General features: G+C 47.6%; 11 protein-coding genes. 6 read left to right on the forward strand and 5 right to left on the reverse strand.

All coding sequences use genetic code 11. From position 1 onward, the window contains the following. Nucleotides 1-170: 170 nt before the first annotated feature. From H6F91_RS01310 to H6F91_RS01325, 4 genes are all read right to left on the reverse strand, one after another. Nucleotides 171-1,304 carry an ATP-binding protein gene (locus H6F91_RS01310; protein WP_190770442.1) on the reverse strand — a complete coding sequence of 378 codons (1,134 nt, stop codon included), beginning with the start codon at nucleotides 1,302-1,304 and terminating at the stop codon, nucleotides 171-173. Further along, nucleotides 1,305-3,410, reverse strand: coding sequence for a histidine kinase dimerization/phosphoacceptor domain -containing protein (locus H6F91_RS01315; RefSeq protein WP_199307579.1), 2,106 nt, complete (start codon nucleotides 3,408-3,410; stop codon nucleotides 1,305-1,307). Between the two features lie 331 nt (nucleotides 3,411-3,741). Next, nucleotides 3,742-6,801 (reverse strand): PAS domain S-box protein, encoded by a 3,060-nt coding sequence (locus H6F91_RS01320; protein ID WP_190770440.1) that lies wholly within the window; start codon nucleotides 6,799-6,801, stop codon nucleotides 3,742-3,744. Beyond that, the gene (locus tag H6F91_RS01325) at nucleotides 6,794-7,042 is read right to left on the reverse strand and encodes a helix-turn-helix transcriptional regulator (RefSeq protein ID WP_190770439.1); all 249 of its coding nucleotides are present in this window, start codon (nucleotides 7,040-7,042) and stop codon (nucleotides 6,794-6,796) included. The genes H6F91_RS01320 and H6F91_RS01325 overlap by 8 nt, the downstream gene beginning before the upstream one ends. Before the next feature lie 639 nt (nucleotides 7,043-7,681). Between H6F91_RS01325 and H6F91_RS01330 the strand changes: the two genes are divergently transcribed. The 4 genes from H6F91_RS01330 to H6F91_RS01345 all read left to right on the forward strand — a co-directional run bounded on the left by H6F91_RS01330 (nucleotide 7,682) and on the right by H6F91_RS01345 (nucleotide 20,128). Then, nucleotides 7,682-12,247, forward strand: coding sequence for a GAF domain-containing protein (locus tag H6F91_RS01330; protein ID WP_190770438.1), 4,566 nt, complete (start codon nucleotides 7,682-7,684; stop codon nucleotides 12,245-12,247). Nucleotides 12,248-13,142: 895 nt separating this feature from the next. Continuing rightward, the gene (locus tag H6F91_RS01335; RefSeq protein WP_190770437.1) at nucleotides 13,143-16,007 is read left to right on the forward strand and encodes a GAF domain-containing protein; all 2,865 of its coding nucleotides are present in this window, start codon (nucleotides 13,143-13,145) and stop codon (nucleotides 16,005-16,007) included. Between the two features lie 931 nt (nucleotides 16,008-16,938). Next, complete coding sequence (locus H6F91_RS01340) at nucleotides 16,939-19,740, forward strand: PAS domain S-box protein (protein ID WP_190789191.1); 2,802 nt, start codon at nucleotides 16,939-16,941, stop codon at nucleotides 19,738-19,740. Between the two features lie 124 nt (nucleotides 19,741-19,864). Continuing rightward, nucleotides 19,865-20,128, forward strand: coding sequence for a hypothetical protein (locus H6F91_RS01345; protein ID WP_190770435.1), 264 nt, complete (start codon nucleotides 19,865-19,867; stop codon nucleotides 20,126-20,128). Nucleotides 20,129-20,165: 37 nt separating this feature from the next. Here H6F91_RS01345 and H6F91_RS01350 read toward each other — a convergent pair whose 3' ends face one another. Next, nucleotides 20,166-20,468, reverse strand: coding sequence for a hypothetical protein (locus H6F91_RS01350; RefSeq protein ID WP_190770434.1), 303 nt, complete (start codon nucleotides 20,466-20,468; stop codon nucleotides 20,166-20,168). A 133-nt stretch (nucleotides 20,469-20,601) separates the two neighbouring features. On the opposite strand from H6F91_RS01350, the gene H6F91_RS01355 reads away from it, so the two are divergent. Next, nucleotides 20,602-22,197, forward strand: coding sequence for a cryptochrome/photolyase family protein (locus H6F91_RS01355; protein ID WP_190770433.1), 1,596 nt, complete (start codon nucleotides 20,602-20,604; stop codon nucleotides 22,195-22,197). Continuing rightward, nucleotides 22,160-22,474 carry a hypothetical protein gene (locus H6F91_RS01360; RefSeq protein ID WP_190770432.1) on the forward strand — a complete coding sequence of 105 codons (315 nt, stop codon included), beginning with the start codon at nucleotides 22,160-22,162 and terminating at the stop codon, nucleotides 22,472-22,474. The genes H6F91_RS01355 and H6F91_RS01360 overlap by 38 nt, the downstream gene beginning before the upstream one ends. The last annotated feature ends 122 nt before the right edge of the window (nucleotides 22,475-22,596 follow it).

The following is a 22,596-nucleotide window of genomic DNA, read 5'->3' on the forward strand; positions in this document are numbered from 1 at the left end:
GGCGCAAAGCGCCGCGCTACTTTTTATCATAAGCATTTAACTTTACTTGTTATAAACATAAGATTCAAAAGGCTGTGCTGCTTACGAAGAGCGGCACAGCCTTTTAGATCTTATGTTTAAGCAGGTTGAACTATTGAGTACAACTATGGGTAAGCATCCCGGAACTCTTTTCAACTCGACACGGTACTTTCCTGTTGACTATCTGCATATTGGTGGTGTGGTAATTTAATAATTATGGTTGTTCCTATACCCACTTCACTCTCAACAGCAATTTGCCCACTGTGCAGATCTAAACACCGTTTTACGATAGTCAACCCTAGTCCTGTGCCTGGAATATCGCCGACATTGTTTGCTCGTTGAAAAGGTTCAAATAAACGCTGTTGGGCATCAAGGGGAATTCCAATGCCTGTGTCTCGAACCTGTAGTGTGACTTCTTCCGGAGCACAGGAAAGATCAAAATAGACGGTGCCACCTTGAGGCGAATATTTAACTGCGTTTAAGATTAAGTTAGTGAGAATGTGTCTGAGAAGCTTCTGATCCAAATACGTATTTTCACAATCACCATGGCAATTAAACCTAATGCGATGGTGAGGATTTACACTAAATTGTATTTCCTCCACCAAGCTTAGACAAAACTGCTCTAAATCTAAAGGTGCTGGTTCAAACTTCAAGTTTCCGCCTTCAGCACGACCAATAGCCAGCAAATCGTTCAACAATTGATCCATAGTTCGGAGCGACTCCTGAATCATGTATAGGAACTCGCGTCGCCGCTCCTCAGTCAAATTGTGATACTCATGCTCAAGCAATTGGGCGCAACCTAGAATAGATGTCATCGGGCTCCGGATCTCATGAGCCGCCATTGACCAAAATCGAGATTTTAGTTCGCTTAACTCCTTTTCTTTCTCCAGAGCGACGCGGATGGCCGTCTCTGATAAACGACGGCGGAGGGCAACTTCGATCGCAACCTGTAAGTCTCGCTCATCAAACGGTTTAACAATATACCCAAATGGTTCAGTTACTTTTGCCCGTTGTAAGGTTGCATCATCGGCGTAAGCTGTTAAATAAATGACAGGGGTATCAAAATCAGTTCGAATTTGTTCTGCCGCTTCGATACCATCCATATGGCCTTTTAGCCGAATGTCCATTAAAACTAAATCAGGTCGTAATTCTGCGACCTTGGCAATGGCTTCCTCTCCAGAAGCAACCGATTCGGATACAACATATCCTAACTTCTTTAACCGCTTCTCGATATCTCGAGCAACGACTCTTTCATCTTCAACAATCAAAATCTTTTCAGAAGCCACTTATTGTACCTTCCCAGTATTCTCTAATTCTGAAAATGTAATTGTAAAAGTTGTTCCTCGTCCGTTAGTTTGATCCAGTTTAATCGTACCTTCTAACTGTTCTGTGAAAATGCAGACTAATTCTAAACCGAGTGATTCGGTATTACGAAAGTCCAGCTCTGGTGGAAAGCCAATTCCATTATCTTGAACACCTAATGTAAATTGCTTGTTAGCTGTGGGAAAGATTCTCACAACAATTTCATTTTCTGGATTGGAGGCTGGGAAGGCATGTTTTAGGGCATTAGAAACCAATTCATTAATAATCAATCCACAGGGAATCGCTGTATCAATATTGAGCCAAACATTCTCTGCCTCAGTTCGTAAAGTTGCAGCTCTCGAATTAGCTGCATAGGAGCGAAGCAAGTTATCGGCCAGGTCACGAATATATTCAGCAAAGTTGATTTTGAGCAAGTTACTCGATTGATGCAGCTTCTCATGAATCAGCGCCATTGAACGGATTCGATTTTGGCTGTCCTTAAATAGCGCGAGTACCCTATCATCTTTGATGTAGTCTGATTGGAGGCGCAGGACACTGGAGATTACCTGGAGATTGTTTTTGACCCGGTGGTGAATTTCTTTTAGTAAAACTTCTTTCTCTTTCAGCGATAGCTTTAGTTGCTCCTCAGTTCGTTTACGCTCCTTAAGTTCATTCTGAGCCTGCTGATATAGCTCTGATTGTTGAATGGCGATCGCCATATGCGTTGCCAGTTGCTTTAGCAACTCAACTTCAAATGCTCGCCATCGTCTCGGTCCAGAGCACTGGTAGGCACACAACAATCCCCACAGATGTTCTCCCTGAAGGATTGGTACGACTAGGCTAGCTCGAACATCATAGAGAGCCAGAATGTCAATATGACATTGAGTTAAACCAGCCGTGTAAATATCCTCACAAACCTGAGTCCGTCCCTCTTTGTAGGCCTGGGCATAGTTTTGCCCAAAGCAAGTATCTCGAATACTACTATTCAGGGCAGGTCTCCAACCGTTCTCGATCGACTCAACCACAGTCGTGCCACTCCAGTCAGGGTTGAACTGGTAAATGATGACCCGGTCAGTTTTAAGAAATTGTCGAACTTCTTCTACACTCCTTTGGAGGATGTCATGCAGGGTAAGGGATTCTCGAATGTGAAGCGCCATTGTGGCGAGAATCTGACTACACTTCAACTGCTCTAATAAGCCTGACGGGTTTTTTAATAACTGGCGGTCAAGCTCTGGGTATTGGTCTTCAGATTCCGTGCGTGAGATTTTAAAGTGCTCAATCGATTGTTGTAGCTCCTCCTCCGCGCTATACATCTCGTTCAAGTCCAACGTTTGCAGGAAACTTGTTGGTGAGACCACGCCTAAAAGGTCGCCTTGCTCTCCGTATACTCCAAACCGCTGTACTCTTGCTTGCTGCATTTTCCAGTAGGCAACTAATACTGACTCTGACGATGCAAAGTGCAGAAATGGTGTGCTCATGATCGTTTGGGCTTGTATTTGCGATAAATCTAGCCCTAATGACCAAAGTTGAAGGATATGCCGCTCTAAAATCAACCCTACTGGGTAAGAATTATTCTCTGTCTCATGAGCTGCCGTTAGTACGATACAATCAACCGCATGATCGACCATCTGTTGGGCCAGATCAAGAATGGTTGTTGTTGCAGGCGCGTAAATGGCTGGTGGAGAAACGATTGCGCCTAATTGCTTTGATTTCAATAATTCATCTAACTGTAGGACCTTGCGAATACTCGGTAGGGTCACGATACCAAGCCATTGTCCCTGCTCATCAAGGACTGGAAGATGATGAATCCGATGCTGACGCATTTGCGCAAGGGCAGTCAATGTATTTTGACCCCTCGATTGGGTTAAGGCGATGATGGACCGCGACACCACATCAGAAATTTTTACCGTTGTTAGGTCTTGCCCCGAAACAATAGCCTGTAACGCGTCTCGCTCGGCAAATACTCCTAAGGGCTGTGTCCCGTTTACAATTAAAATGCCACTCGCTCGTGCCTCGCTCATCAAAATGGTATTGAGCGAGAGTTCCAGCCCCGGCAGAACACAACTGCTCTGCGCTTTGCTCATCATCATAATTGTGTCCCTGACAGAAACATCAGGCGACACCGTGAGTGGACGTCGGTCAATGGCAGGGTCCACAGCTATGAGAGGGTTCGATGACTGTTGGGGATACATGGAAGCAATCGTTTTTGAGTGGCAGGTGCTTTTGAATAAGACCTGGAGCACGATTCGCAGAAAAACTGGGAGAGAGAATTAAGCATACCCGACCCTGCTCAAGACCGGGGCAGTTTAACAATTGCCTCTATCCGTATTGACGTAGCAGAACAATGCTATCAGTGAATATATTTCAAGTCATTTTAAAAAATATTACATACTCCCAAGAAGGTATTTTTTAGCACCTGGGTTAAATTTCTCCATGCCGAGTCGGTTGCACTAGAGCTGCAACTGTTTTAACGAACGTCTCTGGTTCTATCGGTTTAGAAATATGTCGTTGAAACCCTGCTGCTATAGCCTGCCGGTAGTTGATGTCTCCGGCATAGGCAGTCAGGGCGATCGCCGGAACCTTACCTCCCTGCTCCGGTGGAAGCGATCGCACCTGTTTCATCAACATATAACCATCCATGTCTGGCATCCCAATATCACTGACCAGCAAATCCGGTTGGGATTCGCTGAGTAAGGTCAGGGCTTCATCAGCGGATGTTGCCGAGATAACTTTTGCGCCCGCTTGTTCTAAAACAAACGTGGCGAACTCTAGCGCATCGGGTTCATTGTCCACGACTAAGATTTGCGTGTCTTGTAAGTTAAAGTCCTCCTCTGAAGGCTGCCTATTCTCCTCTTGAACGGCCTGTGCAGTTATCAGTGGCAACCGTATGGTAAAGGTTGCCCCCTGCCCTTCGCCGGGGCTCTCTACTTGCACCGATCCACCATGGGCCTCCACTAACTGACGCACGATCGCCAACCCCAGTCCCAGCCCCCCAAAGCGGCGTGTAGTTGCTCCATCTGCTTGCCGAAAGTAGTCAAACACATGGGGCAGGAAGCTAGCATGAATGCCAATGCCCCGATCCCTTACCGTAATCAGAGCCTGATTATCCTGATGCTCTAAGCTCACCTCAATCTGGCCGCCTTCTGGTGTGAACTTCACCGCATTAGAGAGGACATTCCAAACCACTTGCTGTAATCGGGTTGCATCGCCTAAAACCAATCCGACGTGAGAGTCTAGCCTTGTCTCTATCTCAATGGACTTGGCCTGGGCTGCCAACTGAACAGTCTCCATCGCGGCTTGAACGGTCGCCACCAAATTAACAGGTGCCACATTCAGGCTGAGCTTGCCACGTAGAATGCGCGAGATATCCAGTAAATCCTCAACCAGTTGGGCTTGCAGCCTGGCATTGCGCTCAATGGCTGCCCAGGCTTTTGCCGTTCTGTTTGCATCCAAAACGCCTTTCCGCAGCATCTGGATCCAACCCAGAATTGGGTTAAGAGGCGATCGCAACTCGTGTGAGAGTACCGCCATAAATTCGTCCTTCATCCGGTTGGATTCCTGGGCCTGCTGGTACAGTTGGGCATTATCAAATGCCAGTGCAGCCCGGTGCCCGAGTTCCTCTGCAACAGCCAAATCTGTTGGAGTATAACGGCGGTTAGAACTTGCGGTTAAGCCCAGGGTTAATGCTCCTAACCTGCGACCATGAGCTGTAAGGGGAACGGTGATGAGCGATCGCGTTTGGCAATCTCGCATGAATTGAAGGTGCTCAGCATTAATAGCAACTATTTGCATCCATGAATCGGTAACGTGAGACATCAGGTTGGCTTTACCCGTGCTCAGAACCTTTGTGATGGGGTGGCTCTCACACTTGTGAGGTGGGGTGTATTGCTGTAGCTGCTCAAACCACTCCTGTTTGGTTGGGTCACCGTGGTACCACGCCGCTCGCTCAATCTGGTTGCTGGGGCTGAGAATATCAAAGAAGCAAAAGTCGGCTAGAAATGGTACAGCCAACTGTGCAATGTTAAATAACGTGATTTTGTAATCGAGAGTCTCCGCTAATACAGCACTCGCCCGGGACAAAAATTGCTCTCGCTCTGCGGCCTGATGCGCTTCGGTTCTATCCCGCAGCATCTTGACTAAACCTTGAAGGTTGCCCGCTTCATCCCGCAGTTGCATCATCAAACCACTGGCAAAAAACCGGCTCCCATCTTTGCGGAGGTGCCAGCGTTCATCCTCTGCATGCCCCTGAGCCAGCGCGGTCTGGAGTTCCTTCTCGGATTGTCTAGTTTCCCTATCCTCTGGGGTAAAGATTATGTAGTTGGGCTGACCGATGATTTCTGCCTCATGATAGCCCAACAACCGTTCGGCTCCAGGGTTCCAACTGGTGATGATACCACTGGCATTAAGGGTAAAGATGGCATAATCCCTTGCGCTCTCGACAATTAAACGAAAGCGGGATTCACTTTCTCGGAGAGCAGATTCCGCTTCCTGGCGTCTGGCTTTGTCTTGTTTGCGCTCGGTAATGTCTCGAAAATAAACACTGAAACCGACCTTACAAGGATAAGCATGAATTTCTAACCACTTCTTCGAAGATTCATCAAATACCTCAAATTGCGTTATTTCTGGTTCTGCGGTGATGCGGCACTGGATTTGTTTTAGAACAGTGGCGATCGCACACGGCTCCATGTCCTGGTAGGTTTTTCCAACCATTTCCTCCGGTTGCAGACCGTTCACTCGCGCGGCTTCCTGATTGGCATAGGTAATCCGCCAATCCTGATCGACACAGACAAAAGCATCCGTAATACTTTCTAGAATTTCAACGGCTCGTCGTGCCGATTCATCAAAAGCTCGGCGGTTTGCTTCCGCGTCTTGACGGGCCGCTTGCTCTCGCTGCAAGGCCACCTCAGCCGCTTGGCGCAGATGAATACTTTGCAGGGCAGCCGCCGTAAAATCTGCGAGGCTGGTCATGAGCCGCACATCTTCCAGATCAAACTGGCGTGATTCGTCATGGGACACGACCCAGATCGTTCCTAAGGGGTTAGTCGCCCCCATTAAGGGAATGGTCAACCCTTCAACAATCGTCGTTTTTGCTTCCTCTAAGTAGGTAAAGTACCGTTCAGGATGGGAGTAAAGTTGAGGCTTCTGGAGATCCAGGCAGGTACCGCAGGGGCTGAAACTCCTTGAGATTGTTCCCCCCTCGTGCTCAGCTAATGCTCCGGCGATCGCACTCCAACAAAACATCTCTTCCCCATCAGGGGTAACTTCTAGCAAGCTCACCCCAGCGCTCCCTACCTGGCATAAGTCTTTCGCCACCGTTACCAGCGTCTTGAGCATGGTTTGGGACTGCTCTGCCAATTGCCGCGCTACGGTATGAAGCGCCTCAGTCTCGGCTTGTAAGTTTGGGGTTCGGCTCGGCCTCTGCGCTAAGGCGGCAGTAATCAGAACATCATTCAAACCCGTAGAGGGCAACATTTCAGACATCCCATTCTCCCTTGGAGAAATCCTGCTGCAACAAACCTTTCTCTGCTTCCCCGGTTGACTTCAGCAATTCTTCCAGTAATTTCATTGCCATCGGGGAGGGTAAGCTATGCCCGTTCTCCCACCGATTCACCGTTTTGAAGGAAACCCCTAATTGTGCAGCAAATTTTTCCTGGGACAGGTTGAGATGCTGCCGGAGGTGACGAATCAAATCTGGAATGGGTAAGGACTTTGTGAAGGACATTGCTAATCGTGATCGCTTGTACCACAGTAGGACACATGGGATAACGCTACCGCCACTCTTAAGGAGGAGCTTAAAAAGGGGCCAGGGAAGACTTTTCCGCTGATGAGCACCACTCGTAGGGTAATGTTCTAGATGTGTGGATGGGGATGGGAAAGGACCACTTCATGCCCCTTTCAGCACATCCCATCGGGTACATCCCACTTTTGCAGATTGAAATCCCAGTTTTGTTAATGTGGCGGGCTTCGCCCGCCACATTAACAAAACTGGGATGCACCCCATCCCATCTACATGTTTGAAACATGACCTACTCGTGGCACATCGTGCGTGTTTTTCACAAAGCCCGTCAATCAGACAGCAATTCTCAGCTTTGAAACCCCGAAAATAGCCCGCCTTCGGCGGGCTATTTTCGGCTTGGATTTCAAAATGAGAATTGCTGTCAGCCAGAGGCTTAAGAAACCCCACCCAGGAAGGTCAGACACTACATAGACCTTCTTAAGAAATAGTTCAGTGCGTAACATCTACATGGTCAGCAAATATTAATATTTTATTAATACATCGTGTAAATTCTTTAACCTTCTTATTTCAGTAGGTCAATGTAGTGAATACTACAAGTATCTCTGAACCCTATCGCCCTTTACTATGCCGTTTCATCATGCCAACGCTTGTTTGGGACAGGTTTTGGAGCAGGTTACAAACCTCTCTCGGCAGATTTATTGTGCTGCTCATCTGGATACAGCTCTAGCGGCCACAACTCATGGCGCTAGAGGAATTTTAAGGAGCGATCGCCTGGTCATCTACCGCTTTTTGGTGGAGGGAGATGGGGTCGTGATTGCGGAATCCGTGGGAGACAACTGGCAACCTATCCAGGGGCAGCTCATTTATGACCCCTGTTTTGAGGCGAAATGGAATCGTCTTTATCAACAGGGACGCGTGCATGCCGTTGAAGATCGGGAAACGGCAAACCTCGTGCCTTGCTATCGCTCGCTGCTGGCTCAGCTTCAGGTACGTGCTAATTTGGTCGTGCCGATTCTGCTCCCAGTCATCGATGAATGTCTATTACCAGAACTATGGGGGTTGCTGATTGCCCATCAGTGTGAAAGCCCCCGTCAATGGCTGCCACTTGACACCCAGATTTTGCAGCACCTTGCCATGCAACTGGGATGCAAAATTCAAAGTCTAAACTCTGGGCAACCCGTCGTGCTGCAAGAGGGTCTGCCACAGCTTCAGACAGAGCAGATTGCCCCAATGAGTGACGCGAAACCCGTATCTGCTAACCTCCCAAGTCATTCGTCTTTTAATCAAATAGATTGTCATGGTGGAGAGGTTGTGTCTCTTAAAGCCTTTGATTTTCTGCAAAATCCAGTTTGGATCTATGACATTGAGCGATCGCAGATCCATTGGGCGAATCAAGCATCCTTACATCTTTGGAATGCAGCCAGCCGAGATGAGCTACTAACCCGTGACTTTGGCCAGGTGTCAGAATCCACGCAGGTTCGTTTACAGAGCTACTTGCAGCAGTTTGAACAGGGCAAAACTCTGGTAGAGCAATGGACGTTCTATCCAGGAGGGCATCCCGTATCGGTACAGTGCCGTTGCTCGGGTATCCCAATCGAGAAGGGCCGATTGGCGATGCTTGTGGAGGGGACGATGGAAATGCCGCACCAGATCGACCAGACCACACTGCGATCGCTCGAAGCCCTGCGACACACCAGCGTCATGATCTCGCTCTACACGCTAGACGGTGTGCCCCTGCTACAAAACCCAGCCGCACTACGTTGCTACGGCGATACTGTTCACCCTCATGTGAGTAAGGAAAATGCATTCCTGCACCATTTTGTTGATCCCATGGTGGGAGTGCAAGCCATGGCTGTACTTGAGGCTGAAGAAGTTTTTAGCATTGAAACGCAAGTGTTGACGCTAGAGGGCATTCGCTGGCATGGGATGGATGCACGACGTGTGAATGATCCGATTACGGGCGAAGTGATGATTTTGGTGAATGAGAAAGACATTACGGCTCAGGAAGTTGCACTGCGCGATCGCATACAAGCAGAAGCCAACCTCGAAGCCCAGCAAGCTTTTCTCCACCAAGTTATTGATACGGTTCCCAGTTCTATCTTTGTAAAAGACAAAGAGGGTCGGCTACTGGTGGTAAATCAGGCCAGTACTGAAATTCACGGCAGCAGCGTGGAAACCATGCTGGGAAAACGGGAACCTGAATTTAATCCCAATTTTGGTTGGCGGCAACTTGAGCAGTTTTTGGCGAGCAATCAAGCAATTATGCAGAGTCGCCAGACTCAACAGCACATTCAACAGATCACAACCGCGAATGGAGAGTTGCGCTGGTATCAAACCGTCATTCGCCCCTGGATTGATGCGAATGATCAGGTTCAAGGCGTCATTGGTAACTCAGTTGACATTACTGAACTAAAGCAAGCAGAAGCGGCGCTTCAGCAAAAATCTGAGCGGCTTGCCACCATCATCACTGTGCAACAGGATATCGCCCTGAACCATCCTAATCTGGATGCGGTCATGGACCTGATCGTTGAGCATGCTCAAGCCTTGACTCAGGCATCGGGGGCGGTGATTGAATTGTTGGAAGAAGATGCGTTAGTTTGCCGGGCTGCAAGTGGCATGGGAGTATCCTCTCTGGGTCTTCGACTGCACGTTGAAAACAGCTTATCGGGGTGCTGTATGACAGCAGGGAAAATTCTGCAATGTGACGATGTCGAGACTGAGCCAAACGTCAATTTAGCTGTATGCCGTGAGGCTGGCGTGCGATCTATGGTTGTGGTTCCCCTGAAGGTCACAGACGGTTGTATGGGCGTATTAAAGGTTTTCTCCCAAACGCCTGCTGCCTTCACTGAGCAAGACATCCAGACCCTACAACTGATGGCCGGGTTTCTCACGGCTTCAATTCAACTGGCCACCGAGTTTGAGTCTAAAAATGCGCTGCTCTTTGCCTTACAGGAAAGTGAAGAGCGCTATCGCTCGGTTGTGTCTGTGATGGCAGAGGGGGTCGTGCTTCAGCAGGCTGATGGCCAAATTATGGCCTACAACCGTAGTGCCGAGAAGATTTTAGGCCTCACCCCGGAACAGATGATGGGCCGCACCCCCATTAATCCGCAATGGCAAGCGATTTATGAGGATGGTTCGCCGTTCCCCCGAGAAAAACACCCGGCTACGGTAACCTTGCGAACAGGAGAACCTCAGTCGAACGTCATGATGGGTGTTCACAAGCCGGATGGCAGCCTCACCTGGGTTTCTATCAACTCTCAACCGCTGTCACGTCCTGATCAATCTCATCCCTACGCGGTGGTAACTTCGTTTGCTGATATTACCGTTCAAAAGCAGGCAGAAGCGACGCTACGGCACCAAACAGAACGGGAGCGCATGATCACAGCGATCGCTCAACATATTCGTGAATCACTTAATCTTGAGGCCATTCTCAATACGACGGTGACGGAAGTGCGTCACTTTCTGCAATGCGATCGCGTTATCATTTACCGCTTTAACCCGGACTGGAGTGGTATCGTAGTGACAGAATCGGTGGCCTCCGGTTGGAACTCCATCCTGAATATGGAAATTCGGGATACGTACTTCGTTGAAAATCGCGAACAAGTCTATGCCGATCGCAAAATTCAGGTAAGGGATAACATTTACACTGCAGGTTTGAACCAGTGCCATATCGAATTGATGGAAAGGCTCCAGGTGAAAGCCAAACTGGTTGTTCCTATCTGGCAGGGGCAAACACTTTGGGGCTTATTAGTGGCCCATCAGTGCAATGGTCCTCGGCATTGGCAGTCGTTAGAGCGGGAGCTAGTCGTACAACTGGCAACTCAGGTCGCGATCGCCATTCAGCAATCTGAACTGTACGGTCAAGTGCAGCACTGGAACACCCATCTGGAATTGCAAGTTCAGGAACGTACAGCGCAACTTCAGCAAGCTCTGGATTTTGAAGCCCTGCTTAAACGCATTACAGATAAGGTGCGTGACAGTCTGGATGAACAGGAAATTTTGCGGTCTGCTGTGCAAGAACTGGCTCAAGGGCTAGGAACAGTGTGCTGTGACACAGGCATTTACAACGCCGATCAGACCACGTCTACCATTGCCTATGAATCTAGCAACCATCTATCCTCAGCTCAGGGAAAAACCTTCGTTATTGCAAACGCACCCAATCGGGAAATTTATCAATTCTTGCTACAAGGACAGGTTTGCCAATTCTGTGATGTAGCTTCTAATCCTCTACGATCTGACCAGTCATTATTGGCTGTGCTTGCTTGCCCTCTGATGGATGATCAGGGAGTATTGGGTGATCTCTGGTTATTCAAGCCTTCCAGCATGGGATTTAATGATCAGGAGGTGCGGCTCGTACAACAGGTCGCGAATCAATGCGCGATCGCCCTTCGTCAATCTCGCTTATATTACGCTGCTCAAGCACAGGTAGAAGAATTAGCACGGCTCAATCAACTCAAAGATGATTTTCTGAGTACGGTATCTCATGAATTACGAACACCGCTGTCTGGTATAAAAATGGCTATTGAGATGCTGGAGATGTGCTTGCGTCCGTTGGGTGTGTTTGAGCCAGAAACAAATCCTATCAATTGCTATTTCCAAATCCTGCAAACAGAATACCAGCGGGAAATTGGGCTGATTAATGATTTATTAGATTTGACTCGGCTTGATTCTGGTGCAGATCCCCTCACGTTATCCCCCATCCATCTGCAGTTCTGGATTGCTCATGTGTTAGAGCCGTTTGTTGAGCGTACTCATCACCAAGAGCAACACCTGGATATTACCATTCCCAAAGACCTACCACCTCTCACAACCGATTTGGCCTATTTAGAACGGGCACTGACAGAGTTACTGCAAAACGCCTTTAAGTACACGCCACCTGGAGAAAATATCAACGTTTCGGCCCGTTTAGTGTCAAACCACAGTAGCGACTTTATATTGATCGAAGTCAGCAATACAGGTGTGGAAATTCCGGAGGTAGAGCGCGATCGCATCTTCGAAAAGTTTTATCGCATTCCCAACAACGATCCCTGGAAACACGGGGGTACTGGCTTAGGCTTGTCTCTGGTCAAAAAGTTAGTTCAGCGGCTGGGTGGTGCTATTTGGGTAGAAAGCAGCCAATCTCTTACTCAATTCATCATGCAACTTCCACTCACTCAACAAGCATTTGAAGCCCAGCACGATATGGTTTAGCACTACTCATGTCTTGCATCTTTGTAAAAGCAAACCTAGAGGGAAACTTTTTGTCTCTAAGCGGCGAAAAATTTCCCTCTAGGTTTTGGTACAGGCTTTGCGCCGTACTCATAATTCTGCACGAGCTTCTGTTTGTCCGTTTTTAATATAGTCCCTGGTTTATGGTTACTATAGAGAGAATGATGGACACTGTCAGCACCATTTCTCAGGATGGTTATTTAACTGCATTTCATATTAATTGTTTCGTATAGTAACACTCTGGACAGTTTTTCTAAAACCCTTGCTTTTGCGTGCGCAAAGCGCACGCAAAAGCAAGGGTTTTAGAAAAACTGTCCGAACTAATGGTATAGGATAGTCTGATTCTATGCCTTTAGATAGATGTTTAAAGTTCCCCGCAAATAACATAGATAGGCTCAATGATTGAGTTAAAACTAAATTGATACCAGAGCCTGTTTGAAAAGTTGATTTTTTGTGCGATGCACACGAAAAATCAACCCATGGCGAACCTTTTCAAGCCGCCTTCCAGTTCTTTAGGCTGAGTAAGTGGACATGATTGAACATGAAATCCTAAAAAGCTGTGACATATGCACAGCGCATGGCATAGCTTTTTAGGATTTTATGTTTAATTGAGTTAGGCTACTTACTCTGGCGAGCTTTGTTTACCTAAAGTAGAATTGCAATCATAAAAGTTTGTTTCCAAGCAATTTTTAGAGAGCCTGTAGGCTAGGCGAAGGAGGCGTATTATTCACGCACCTTCTTATAGAGTTTAGTCTTTGAGAAAAAATACAGAGAATGTGATAAATGGAATAGCTATTTATACAGCTTGAAGCTATTTTTCATAGTCTAAGGGAACTCTAATCTTGGCAACTTTCAATTTCTGTTGAGTTACCACCCTATGCTGTTTTCTCAAAATCCGGCTCCACCTTTGACCCAAGAAGGGTTATTACACCGCATTGCCAATCGTATTCGCCAATCCCTCGATCTTGAGACGATCTTGAGTACAACAGCAGCGGAAGTTCGAGCCTATCTGGAAAGCGATCGCGTTAAGATTTATCAATTTCAACCCGATGGGCATGGGATAGTGGTATCAGAGGCGTTGCAAGGCGATCGCCTACCCTCCCTTCTAGGGCTTCATTTTCCCGCCGACGATATTCCCCGCTATGCCCGTGAACTCTTCGTGCGGGCTCGTCAGCGATCGATTGTAAATTTAGATAGCCATGAAATTGGGATTAGTCACTTAAACTGCCCGGATACAGAAGAAGCACTCAGCACCACTGATATTCGGTATCGCCCTGTCGATCCTTGCCACCGAGAGTACTTAACAGCAATGGGGGTTCAATCCTCTGTTGTCGTTCCCATCGTCCTGGAAGGGGAAACGGCGGGAACCTATCATCCGCCATCGCTCCAGTCCTCCCACGTACTTTGGGGTTTGTTAGTTTCACACCATGCAGAGCCTCGCACGGTTACGGAGGATGAGTTGCAATTTATTCAGGCGGTGGTAGATCAGGTTGGCATTGCGATCGCCCAATCGGTTCTACTGGAGCAGGTGCGATCGCAAGCCCGGCAGGAAGCCAATATAAACTGTGTTACAGCTCGGCTCCAAACCTCTCCTACCGTTGATTGGCAAGATACTTTAGAATTCGCATCGAGTACGCTTCAGGCCGGTGGCAGGCTATACTTGTTCGCTGATTCTCAGTCTGAGCGAGAAATTTATACGTGGGGCGAACAACCTGCTCTAATCGATGTTGCCCAGGGCCGTCCCATTGAAGAAAATCTATTATGGCAAAAATATTTGCACTCTATTTTAGAGCATGATTCTGATGAAACAGGGCATCGCCCCTGGTCGGTTGAGTGGATGCGATCGGTTTATGAGTTGGCAGAATCATCCTATAGCTTCAAGCCCTTAGCGACCTCCTGGGCTGTAGATGATATCTATCAAGAACCCTTACTTCGCACCCTAGCTCCGTTTTTTAATGGCACAAAAATTCGCAGTGCCTTGATTATTCCCCTCAAACATGGGGCACACATTATTGGTTGCCTAACCTTTTTTCGGAGCGAACTGGATGTTGAGATTGAGTGGGCGGGTTATCACAATCCTGATACCCGTCAATTGATGCCGCGTCAATCCTTTGAAGTTTGGCGACAAATTAAAAAGGGACAGGCACAATCCTGGACAGACGAGGAGATTCGCTATGCTCAGGCTCTTGGAGAGCGCTTTGCGGCGACTGTGAAGCAGTATCGGTTGTACCAGCAGGTTCAGTCCCTCAATTCGGGCCTGGAACAACAGGTAGAAGAACGTACCGAAGCACTAAGACAGCGAACGGAACAACTTCAACAATCGAATATTGAACTAGAACGGTTAGTGGAACGGCAGATGGCGCTATTCCACATCGTGGCCAGAATTCGCGAGTCTCTGGAGATAGACACCATCTTTCAAAGTGCTACCCGTGAATTAAGCAAAGTGCTGCAAGCAGAACGGGTTGCCATTTACCGCTTTAATGCCAACTGGGGTGGAGAATTTGTTGGTAGCTATGAAGCTGTAACAACAGAGTGGGGCAGCGTCGGGAAGCTTGGCGTCAGTACCATTTGGAATGATACTTACTTGCAAGAAACCCAGGGCGGACGTTACTGCAGTGGGGAGAAAACCATTGTGAATGACGTTTACGAGCAAGGGTATACGCAGTGCCACATTGATCTTCTAGAGCAGTTTCATATTAAGGCCTTTATGGTCATTCCCATTTTTGCGGCAACTAATCTTTGGGGATTATTGGGTGTATATCAACATTCTGCGGCTCGCCAATGGAAAGCTTCTGAAGTTGAATTTGTAAATCATATTGCCGTACAACTGGGGGTTGCTCTACAACACGCTGGACTATTGACGCAGACCCAACAACAGGCACAACAACTAGCCCAGACGTTGAACGATCTCAAGCAAGCCCAGATTCAGTTATTTCACAGTGAAAAAATGTCTAGTTTGGGCCAGTTAGTGGCAGGTATCGCCCATGAAGTCAACAATCCAATCAACTTTATTGGTGGTAATCTGACGCACATTCAAGAGTACACTCAAACTTTATTAAACTTGCTCCGAGCCTATCAGGAATATACTCCGGATCCTGCACCATCCTTACGTCAACTTCTCGAATATAGTGATTTGGGATACATTGAAGAAGACTTTCCCAAGCTATGTGCATCCATGAAGTTGGGAACAGAGCGAATTCGCGAGATTGTACAGTCTTTGCGAAACTTCTCACGGGTGGATGAAACAGGGGTAAAAGCGATTGATTTGCATGAGGGTCTTGAAGGTACACTTCTCATTCTCCAGCACCGCCTAAAACTAATCTCTGGCGAACCTATTCAGATTAAAAAGCACTATGGCGATTTACCAGACGTAGAGTGCCATGCCGGGCAAATCAACCAAGTATTTATGAATTTGATTGGAAATGCGATCGATGAATTAGAAACGACTAAGACAGATAAAGGTTCTTCAAAAATCATTATTGTTTGCACCCGCCGTATTGATGCTGATTGGATAGAAGTATCGATACAGGATAACGGGAGAGGTATTGCAGAGGAAATTCAGACGAAGCTGTTTGATCCATTCTTCACTACGAAGCCGATGGGTAAAGGAACAGGGTTAGGACTGTTTATTAGCCATCAAATCGTTGAGAAGCACGGAGGGCAGTTAATCTGCCGTTCGAAACCTGGGCAGGGAACAGATTTCGTCATTCGCTTGCCTGTAAAATTAGCAGTGACTCCTTGAGGCTGTAACTCATATTGCTTTACGCAATCCCGGTAGGACAGGTATTTTTGAAAAGCCACATGGCGTGTAGCTTTCCTTAAATCTTGTACCAAACTCTAGAAGTTCTACCTTTGGGGTGTTTCGCACCCGAAAGATAGAACTTCTAGAGTTTGGTTTTAGGAGAATGGTAGAATAATTGTTCACGGATGCATACACTTCTGGGAGTGTTAAGTAGCTCATCACAACATCACAACGGGTCACCTAGCCTCCATCGTTGATACAGCCACGTATTAAGCTCTAAGAGCAAATGTGTCTATCTAAAGACGGATGAAAAAATCAAAGAATAGTATTATCGCAGTAAATAGATTACTGCTAACTTTGCTAAAACCGTTTTACTTCTACTCAGTAGAAGACTTCTATTTAGTTTTGCTTGCCAGGTCTGTCTTAAGAGAGGTTGCTTAGGCTTTCCTAAGGTATATTTTTTTAGAATCACAGAGATGACCTCAGTAGTTTCTCCTTCTATTACATTCTCAAGTAAAGATAATGATTTATTACTTCTCTTGGTTCGGCTTTAAGGTTTTGCAGGAGAACTACAGAATCTTTCAGAGAATCAGCAGCTATTTTAAGTGTTGATTTTTAGCACATCATACGTGCTAAAAATCAACACTTCTTGCGGCTACCCAAACAGACTTTAAGGTGAGCCATAGAATAATTTACCGTACCTTAGAGTTATATCAATCCATAGGGAGAGATAAGGTAACCGCTAAGGTGAGTAAAAATGCAGCTTGTTAGTGCTGCACTTGTTGCATAGCAGGGGGCTTATTGTACCCAGCACGCTCAAAGAGTGACTACTTTGTGACAAGCTAATTGAATGAAAAAGCGCAGTGTCTTGGCTCTGTGGGCAGAACACACAAGTAACAATTACGTATTAGGAGGTTGAAGAGAAGCAAGCATGGTATCCGAGCAGACTTTTTTGTTGAGCGAGTATCATCGATTACCTCAAGAAGCGCTGCCTGCTGACTTTTACAAACGCCAGCTTGAGGTGGTCTGCAATAATGCAACCCTTGCTCTCTTCATCATGGATGAGCGCCAAGAATGTGTTTATATGAATCCGGCTGCGGAGGCCCTGACAGGTTATAGCCTTTCAGAAACAAGGGGGCGTGCTTTGCATGATGTCATTCACCACACCCGCCCAGATGGCCGTCCTTACCCCCTCTGTGAGTGTCCCATTGACCAGGCATTTCCTCAGAATAATCAGGAGCAAGGGGAGGAGGTGTTTGTCCACAAGGATGGCCATTTTTATCCTGTGGCTTATACAGCTAGTCCTATTCGGGAGGGCGATCGCGTCCTTGGTACCATTATCGAAGTTCGCGACATTACCCAGGAGAAATTAGCAGAACAAGCACGGCAGGAATCCGCGAAACGAGAGCAGCTATTACGGCAAGAAGCCGAAATGGCACAGAAACAGGTTGAAACTATCTTTGCCAGTATTAGTGACGGCGTCTTTGTTCTAGATCACAACTGGTGCTATACCTACGTCAGCGATCGCCTCTGTAAGATGGCTAGCAGATCTCGTGAAGAGATGATAGGCCATAGCATTTGGGATCTTTTCCCAGAGGCTGTGAACACCGAGGTCTACCCTCAATTTCACCGGGCCATGCGTGAACAGGTGCATCTCCAGTTTGAGTACCTGCACTTACCCTGGAACCGTTGGTTTGAATGTCGTGTTTACCCATCAGAGCAGGGAATCACCGTATTTGCAGCCGAAATTACGGATCGCAAACGAGATAAGGAAGTGCTGCAGGAAAGTGAGCGGAGGTTCCGTCGTCTTGCCGAGTCAAATATATTTGGTGTTGCCTTTGGCAACTTTGCAGGTGGCATTCATTATGCAAACGATTATTTTCTCAACATGGTGGGGTACACCCGTGAGGAAGTTGAAGCAGGACAAGTGCAATGGACAGATTTAACCCCACCAGAATTTTTACCGCTTGATGTAGCAGCGGAGGAAGAGCTAAAGGTAAAAGGCGTGGCAACACCCTTTGAAAAGGAATACATTCGCAAAGATGGCGCACGTGTTCCCATCTTGATCGGAGCGGCATTGCTGGATGAACCCTACGATCAGCAACAGGACATTATTGGGTTTTATTTAGACTTAACGGAACGGAAGCGATCGGAGGAAGCACTTCAACAAGCATTGCAAAAGCTCAATTTTCATGTTGAGAACACGCCGATGGCTGTGGTTGAGTGGAACGGAGCCATGCAAGTTACACGCTGGTCTGGGGCGGCAGAGAAAATTTTTGGTTGGCAGGCAGATGACGTATTGGGTAAATTGCTCAATGACCTACCCATAGTCACTGAGGAGGGTATTGAAGAAGTCGTTGAAACCTGTAAGCAGCTGATGAGTGGAGAGGAGCCATATGTCTTCTCTTCCAACAGCAATTACACAAAGCAGGGCGATATCATTCACTGCGAGTGGTATAACTCCAGTCTGCACGATGAAACTGGACAGTTGATTTCGGTGCTGTCGCTTGTGCTGGATGTAACGGATAAAAAGCGAGCGGAAGCTGAACGAGAACAACTGCTAATCCGTGAGCAAGTGGCACGGGCAGCAGCAGAGCAAGCCAACCGTATCAAGGATGAGTTTCTGGCGATTGTTTCCCATGAACTGCGATCGCCCCTCAATCCCATTTTGGGCTGGTCCAAGCTGCTCCAACAACAAAAGCTAGATCCAGCCAAAACGAGTCAAGCACTGGAAACGATCGCCCGTAATGCTGCCCTACAGGCTGAACTCATTGAAGATTTGCTCGATGTTTCCCGCATTCTGCGAGGAAAACTGAGTCTGAATATTGCCCCAACAGATTTAGCTTCGATTATTCAAGCGGCACTTGAAACCATGCGGTTACCCGCTGAATCCAAATCTATTCAAGTTCATACCTGGTTAGAACCAGATGTTGGATCTGTGGCCGGGGATTCCAACCGACTACAGCAAGTCGTATGGAACCTTCTCTCTAACGCCATCAAGTTCACACCTACAGGAGGCCGTGTAGATATCCGGTTAGAACGGGTAGACTCGATGGCGCAAATTACCGTCCGTGATACCGGAAAGGGCATCCATCCAAATTTCCTACCCCATGTCTTTGCCTACTTTCGGCAAGAGGATGGCGCGACCACCCGCAAGTTTGGCGGGCTGGGGTTAGGGTTGGCGATCGTGCATCACTTAGTGGAGTTGCATGGCGGCACCATTCAAGCCGAGAGCCCAGGGGAAGGGCTTGGTGCAACATTTACAGTGAAGCTACCGCTGCTACAAGGTTCATCACCCACAATGCAGGGCGGTAGCTTACTGGAGCCGGAGGCAGGTTTAACTGGCATTCATGTTTTAGTTGTGGATGATGATGCCGATACGCGAGAGGTTGTGGCATTTCTTTTGGAACAGGCGGGAGCACAGATAACAACCTTTGCGTCGGCGAGCGAGGTGCTCGCTGCACTGTCCCACACGCAGATAGATGTCCTGTTAAGCGATATTGGAATGCCTGACGTAGATGGGTATATGCTGCTGCGTCAGGTCAGGGCTTTACCGCCAGAGCAGGGTGGGCAAATTCCGGCGATCGCCCTAACCGCTTATGCTGGCGAAATTGATTATCAGCAGGCTATGGCAGCAGGCTATCAGAAACACCTCACCAAACCGATTGAGCCGGAGTTACTCGTTAGAGCGATCGCAGACGTGGTTCGGCGCAAGGAACAGGAGAAATTATGAGAACAAAGGAGGAGAGGCGGTTCTAACTGAATAGCTACAGCGCTTCTAACCTTTTACAGAACAAATGACTGGAATGACCACGTTAAGGTGTTACAAAAGTACACACCTTAATGTGTTTGTAGCCATGATTCCTAATTTGCTAGAAGCGACGAACGATTACTGGCGCAAGCTGGATGAGCTAGAAGCAGCCTATCAGCGGGGCGATGTTTCGCTGGAAGAGGTCGACGCGAAAGTTGCAACGCTAATGGCAGAACTAGGTCAGGAACGCCGTGCTGCTGTGAGATTTTTGCTAGACAATGTGACCCGTGTCTGGCGTGAGCAACGGGAATTGGTTGTTGGTTTAGGGTTAATCGGGGCCTTAACCTATGCCTGGGTTGTGATTAGTTAATTAGCACAACTAGCCCAACCGTAGAGTTAGGGATTGCTTAGGGATTAAACTTCTCACGAGCAGCTTGGAAGAGAGTTGTAGTGGCAGTACTGAGAACGACAGGAGTCGCATTCTTTCCAAGCTTTGTCTGAGCCGTTTGGTAGCAGTAGGCGTAAAGGTCACCTAATTGTTCTACATAGGCAGCGATCGCTTGCTTAGTCTCAACACGCGTTCCGTCGTAGGGTTCTGCTGCAGTAGGTAAGGGAGGGGGTGGCGTGAAATGCATCGTAGAAGCATCTAAAGATTTAGGATTAAAGATATTTTTCCCCCAAACCCCAGTTGGTGTTGGATGAGGCTGCATTCATCCTTAAATTGCATAGACTGAAGCAGCTCATCAGGATTGGTATACCTGCGCCTAAAGGCAGAGGCTATTTTGTAAAGCAATTGTAACGATCGCACTCAGATAACCACTGAGCAAGCGGGATTTTGAATCGATGGTAACGGGTGTTTGGGTACTGGGCGATCAACTTTGGACAGGGCAATCAGCACTGCAAAGCTGTGTGCAACAGCCTCAGCAAACGCCTGTCTTCTTCATTGAATCGATGCGTCACGCTCAACAGTTACCCTATCATTTGCAAAAACTGGTGCTGGTGTGGTCAGCCATGCGTCACTTTGCTGAGGAACTGCGACAGGATGGATGGCCAGTAAGCTATGTTCAATCAGAAGACTTCGAAACGCCCCTATTGAAATGGATTGAGCAATATCGCATTACCGAACTGCGGGTGATGACGCCAACTGATCGTCCGTTTGCGAAACTCATTCAGTCGCTCAACTTGCCCTGTATTGTTACCTTTACCCCCAACAACCGCTTTATCTGGCAGGATCAGGAGTTTGTGAACTGGGCGCGATCGCGCAAACGCCTTTTGATGGAGGACTTTTACCGTGAGGGACGGCAACGCTTCAAAATTTTGATGGATGGAGAGCATCCGACCAGTGGCCGCTGGAACTTCGACCGAGAGAATCGCAAACCGCCAAAGGGCAAATTGACGTTGCCTGAAGCCCTCTGGTTTGAGCCCGATACGATTACCCAAGAGGTTATTGATTGGGTCAAGCAATCTCCAGCATTTAAGGATAGCCAAGCTTACTGGCAGATTGAAACGTTTCAATGGGGTGTCACTCGCCAACAAGCGTTGCAAGTCCTTCGCTTCTTCATCGAAACACGCTTGTCTAACTTTGGCCCCTACCAGGACGCTATGGTGACGGGGGAGCAAACGATGTGGCACGCCATGTTATCGCCCTACTTGAATCTTGGACTTCTGCATCCATTAGAAGTGGTGCAAGCTGCAGAGGAAGCGTATTACATCAACCGCAATACCTGGGAGTTGAGTAGTGTAGAAGGATTTATCAGGCAGATTCTCGGGTGGCGTGAGTATATGCACGGCATCTACATCTACATGGGTGAAGACTATCCTGAGCGTAACTGGTTTAACCACACGCAGCCTCTTCCCGACTTTTACTGGACGGGTGATACCCAGATGAATTGTTTACACCATGTTCTTCAACAGGTGAAAGAAACAGGATATGCTCACCACATTCAACGGTTAATGGTGCTGAACAACTTCGCCTTAATTGCTGGTATTTCTCCCCAAGAGTTGCAGGATTGGTTTCATGCAGCATTTATTGATGGATATGACTGGGTGATGCAAGCTAACGTAATTGGCATGGGCCAGTATGCGGATGGTGGCATGATGGCCTCGAAGCCCTATGCAGCTTCCGCAAACTACATCAATACCATGAGTGACTATTGCAAACGCTGTACTTATAACCCCCGCAGCCGAACTGGCGAGACCGCCTGCCCATTTAACTTTATGTACTGGGATTTTCTATCGAGGCACTACGAGAAATTAAAGAACAATTCACGGATGATACAAATTCTACGTAATTTAGAACGTATTTCATCAGAAGAGTTACAACAAATCCGTCAACAAGCAGAACAGTGGAGGCACGAACACCAGAACACCGAATATTTGCTTTCTTCAACCTCTACACACCATGGATCGCCTGACTCAACTCCGCAAGCAGTATCTTGAGCTTACAAATCACGCTCTACCGCAGCTAGCAAAATCCCGCAATTTTCCCGTTTGCTATAATCATTGCTTTCAGCGGATTATTCTGGATAACCTGTTTGGTCGCTGCTGGTATGAAGTGCTGGATCGCAAACGCAATCCTGCTTATAAGCAATTGACTGAGGAGCAGTTAGAGCAGGCGATCGCTCTTGCAAATCGTGTGATTGAGCAACCTGACTCTTACTTACAGCAACTCAATCGAAATAGCTTGAACTGGCGTGGGAAGGCTATTACTTCCTAATCAGAAGGAGGTAGGGCTTTGCCCTATCTCCTTCTGGTACAAATTATCAGCGATAGTGACTTAGGAGGTTTCTGCATAAGAATTTACCCAGAATGTTGGTGCTTTGCCCGCTTCGCGGGCAA

Source organism: Leptolyngbya sp. FACHB-8 (assembly GCF_014695575.1).
Taxonomy (GTDB): Bacteria; Cyanobacteriota; Cyanobacteriia; order Elainellales; family Elainellaceae; genus Vacuolonema.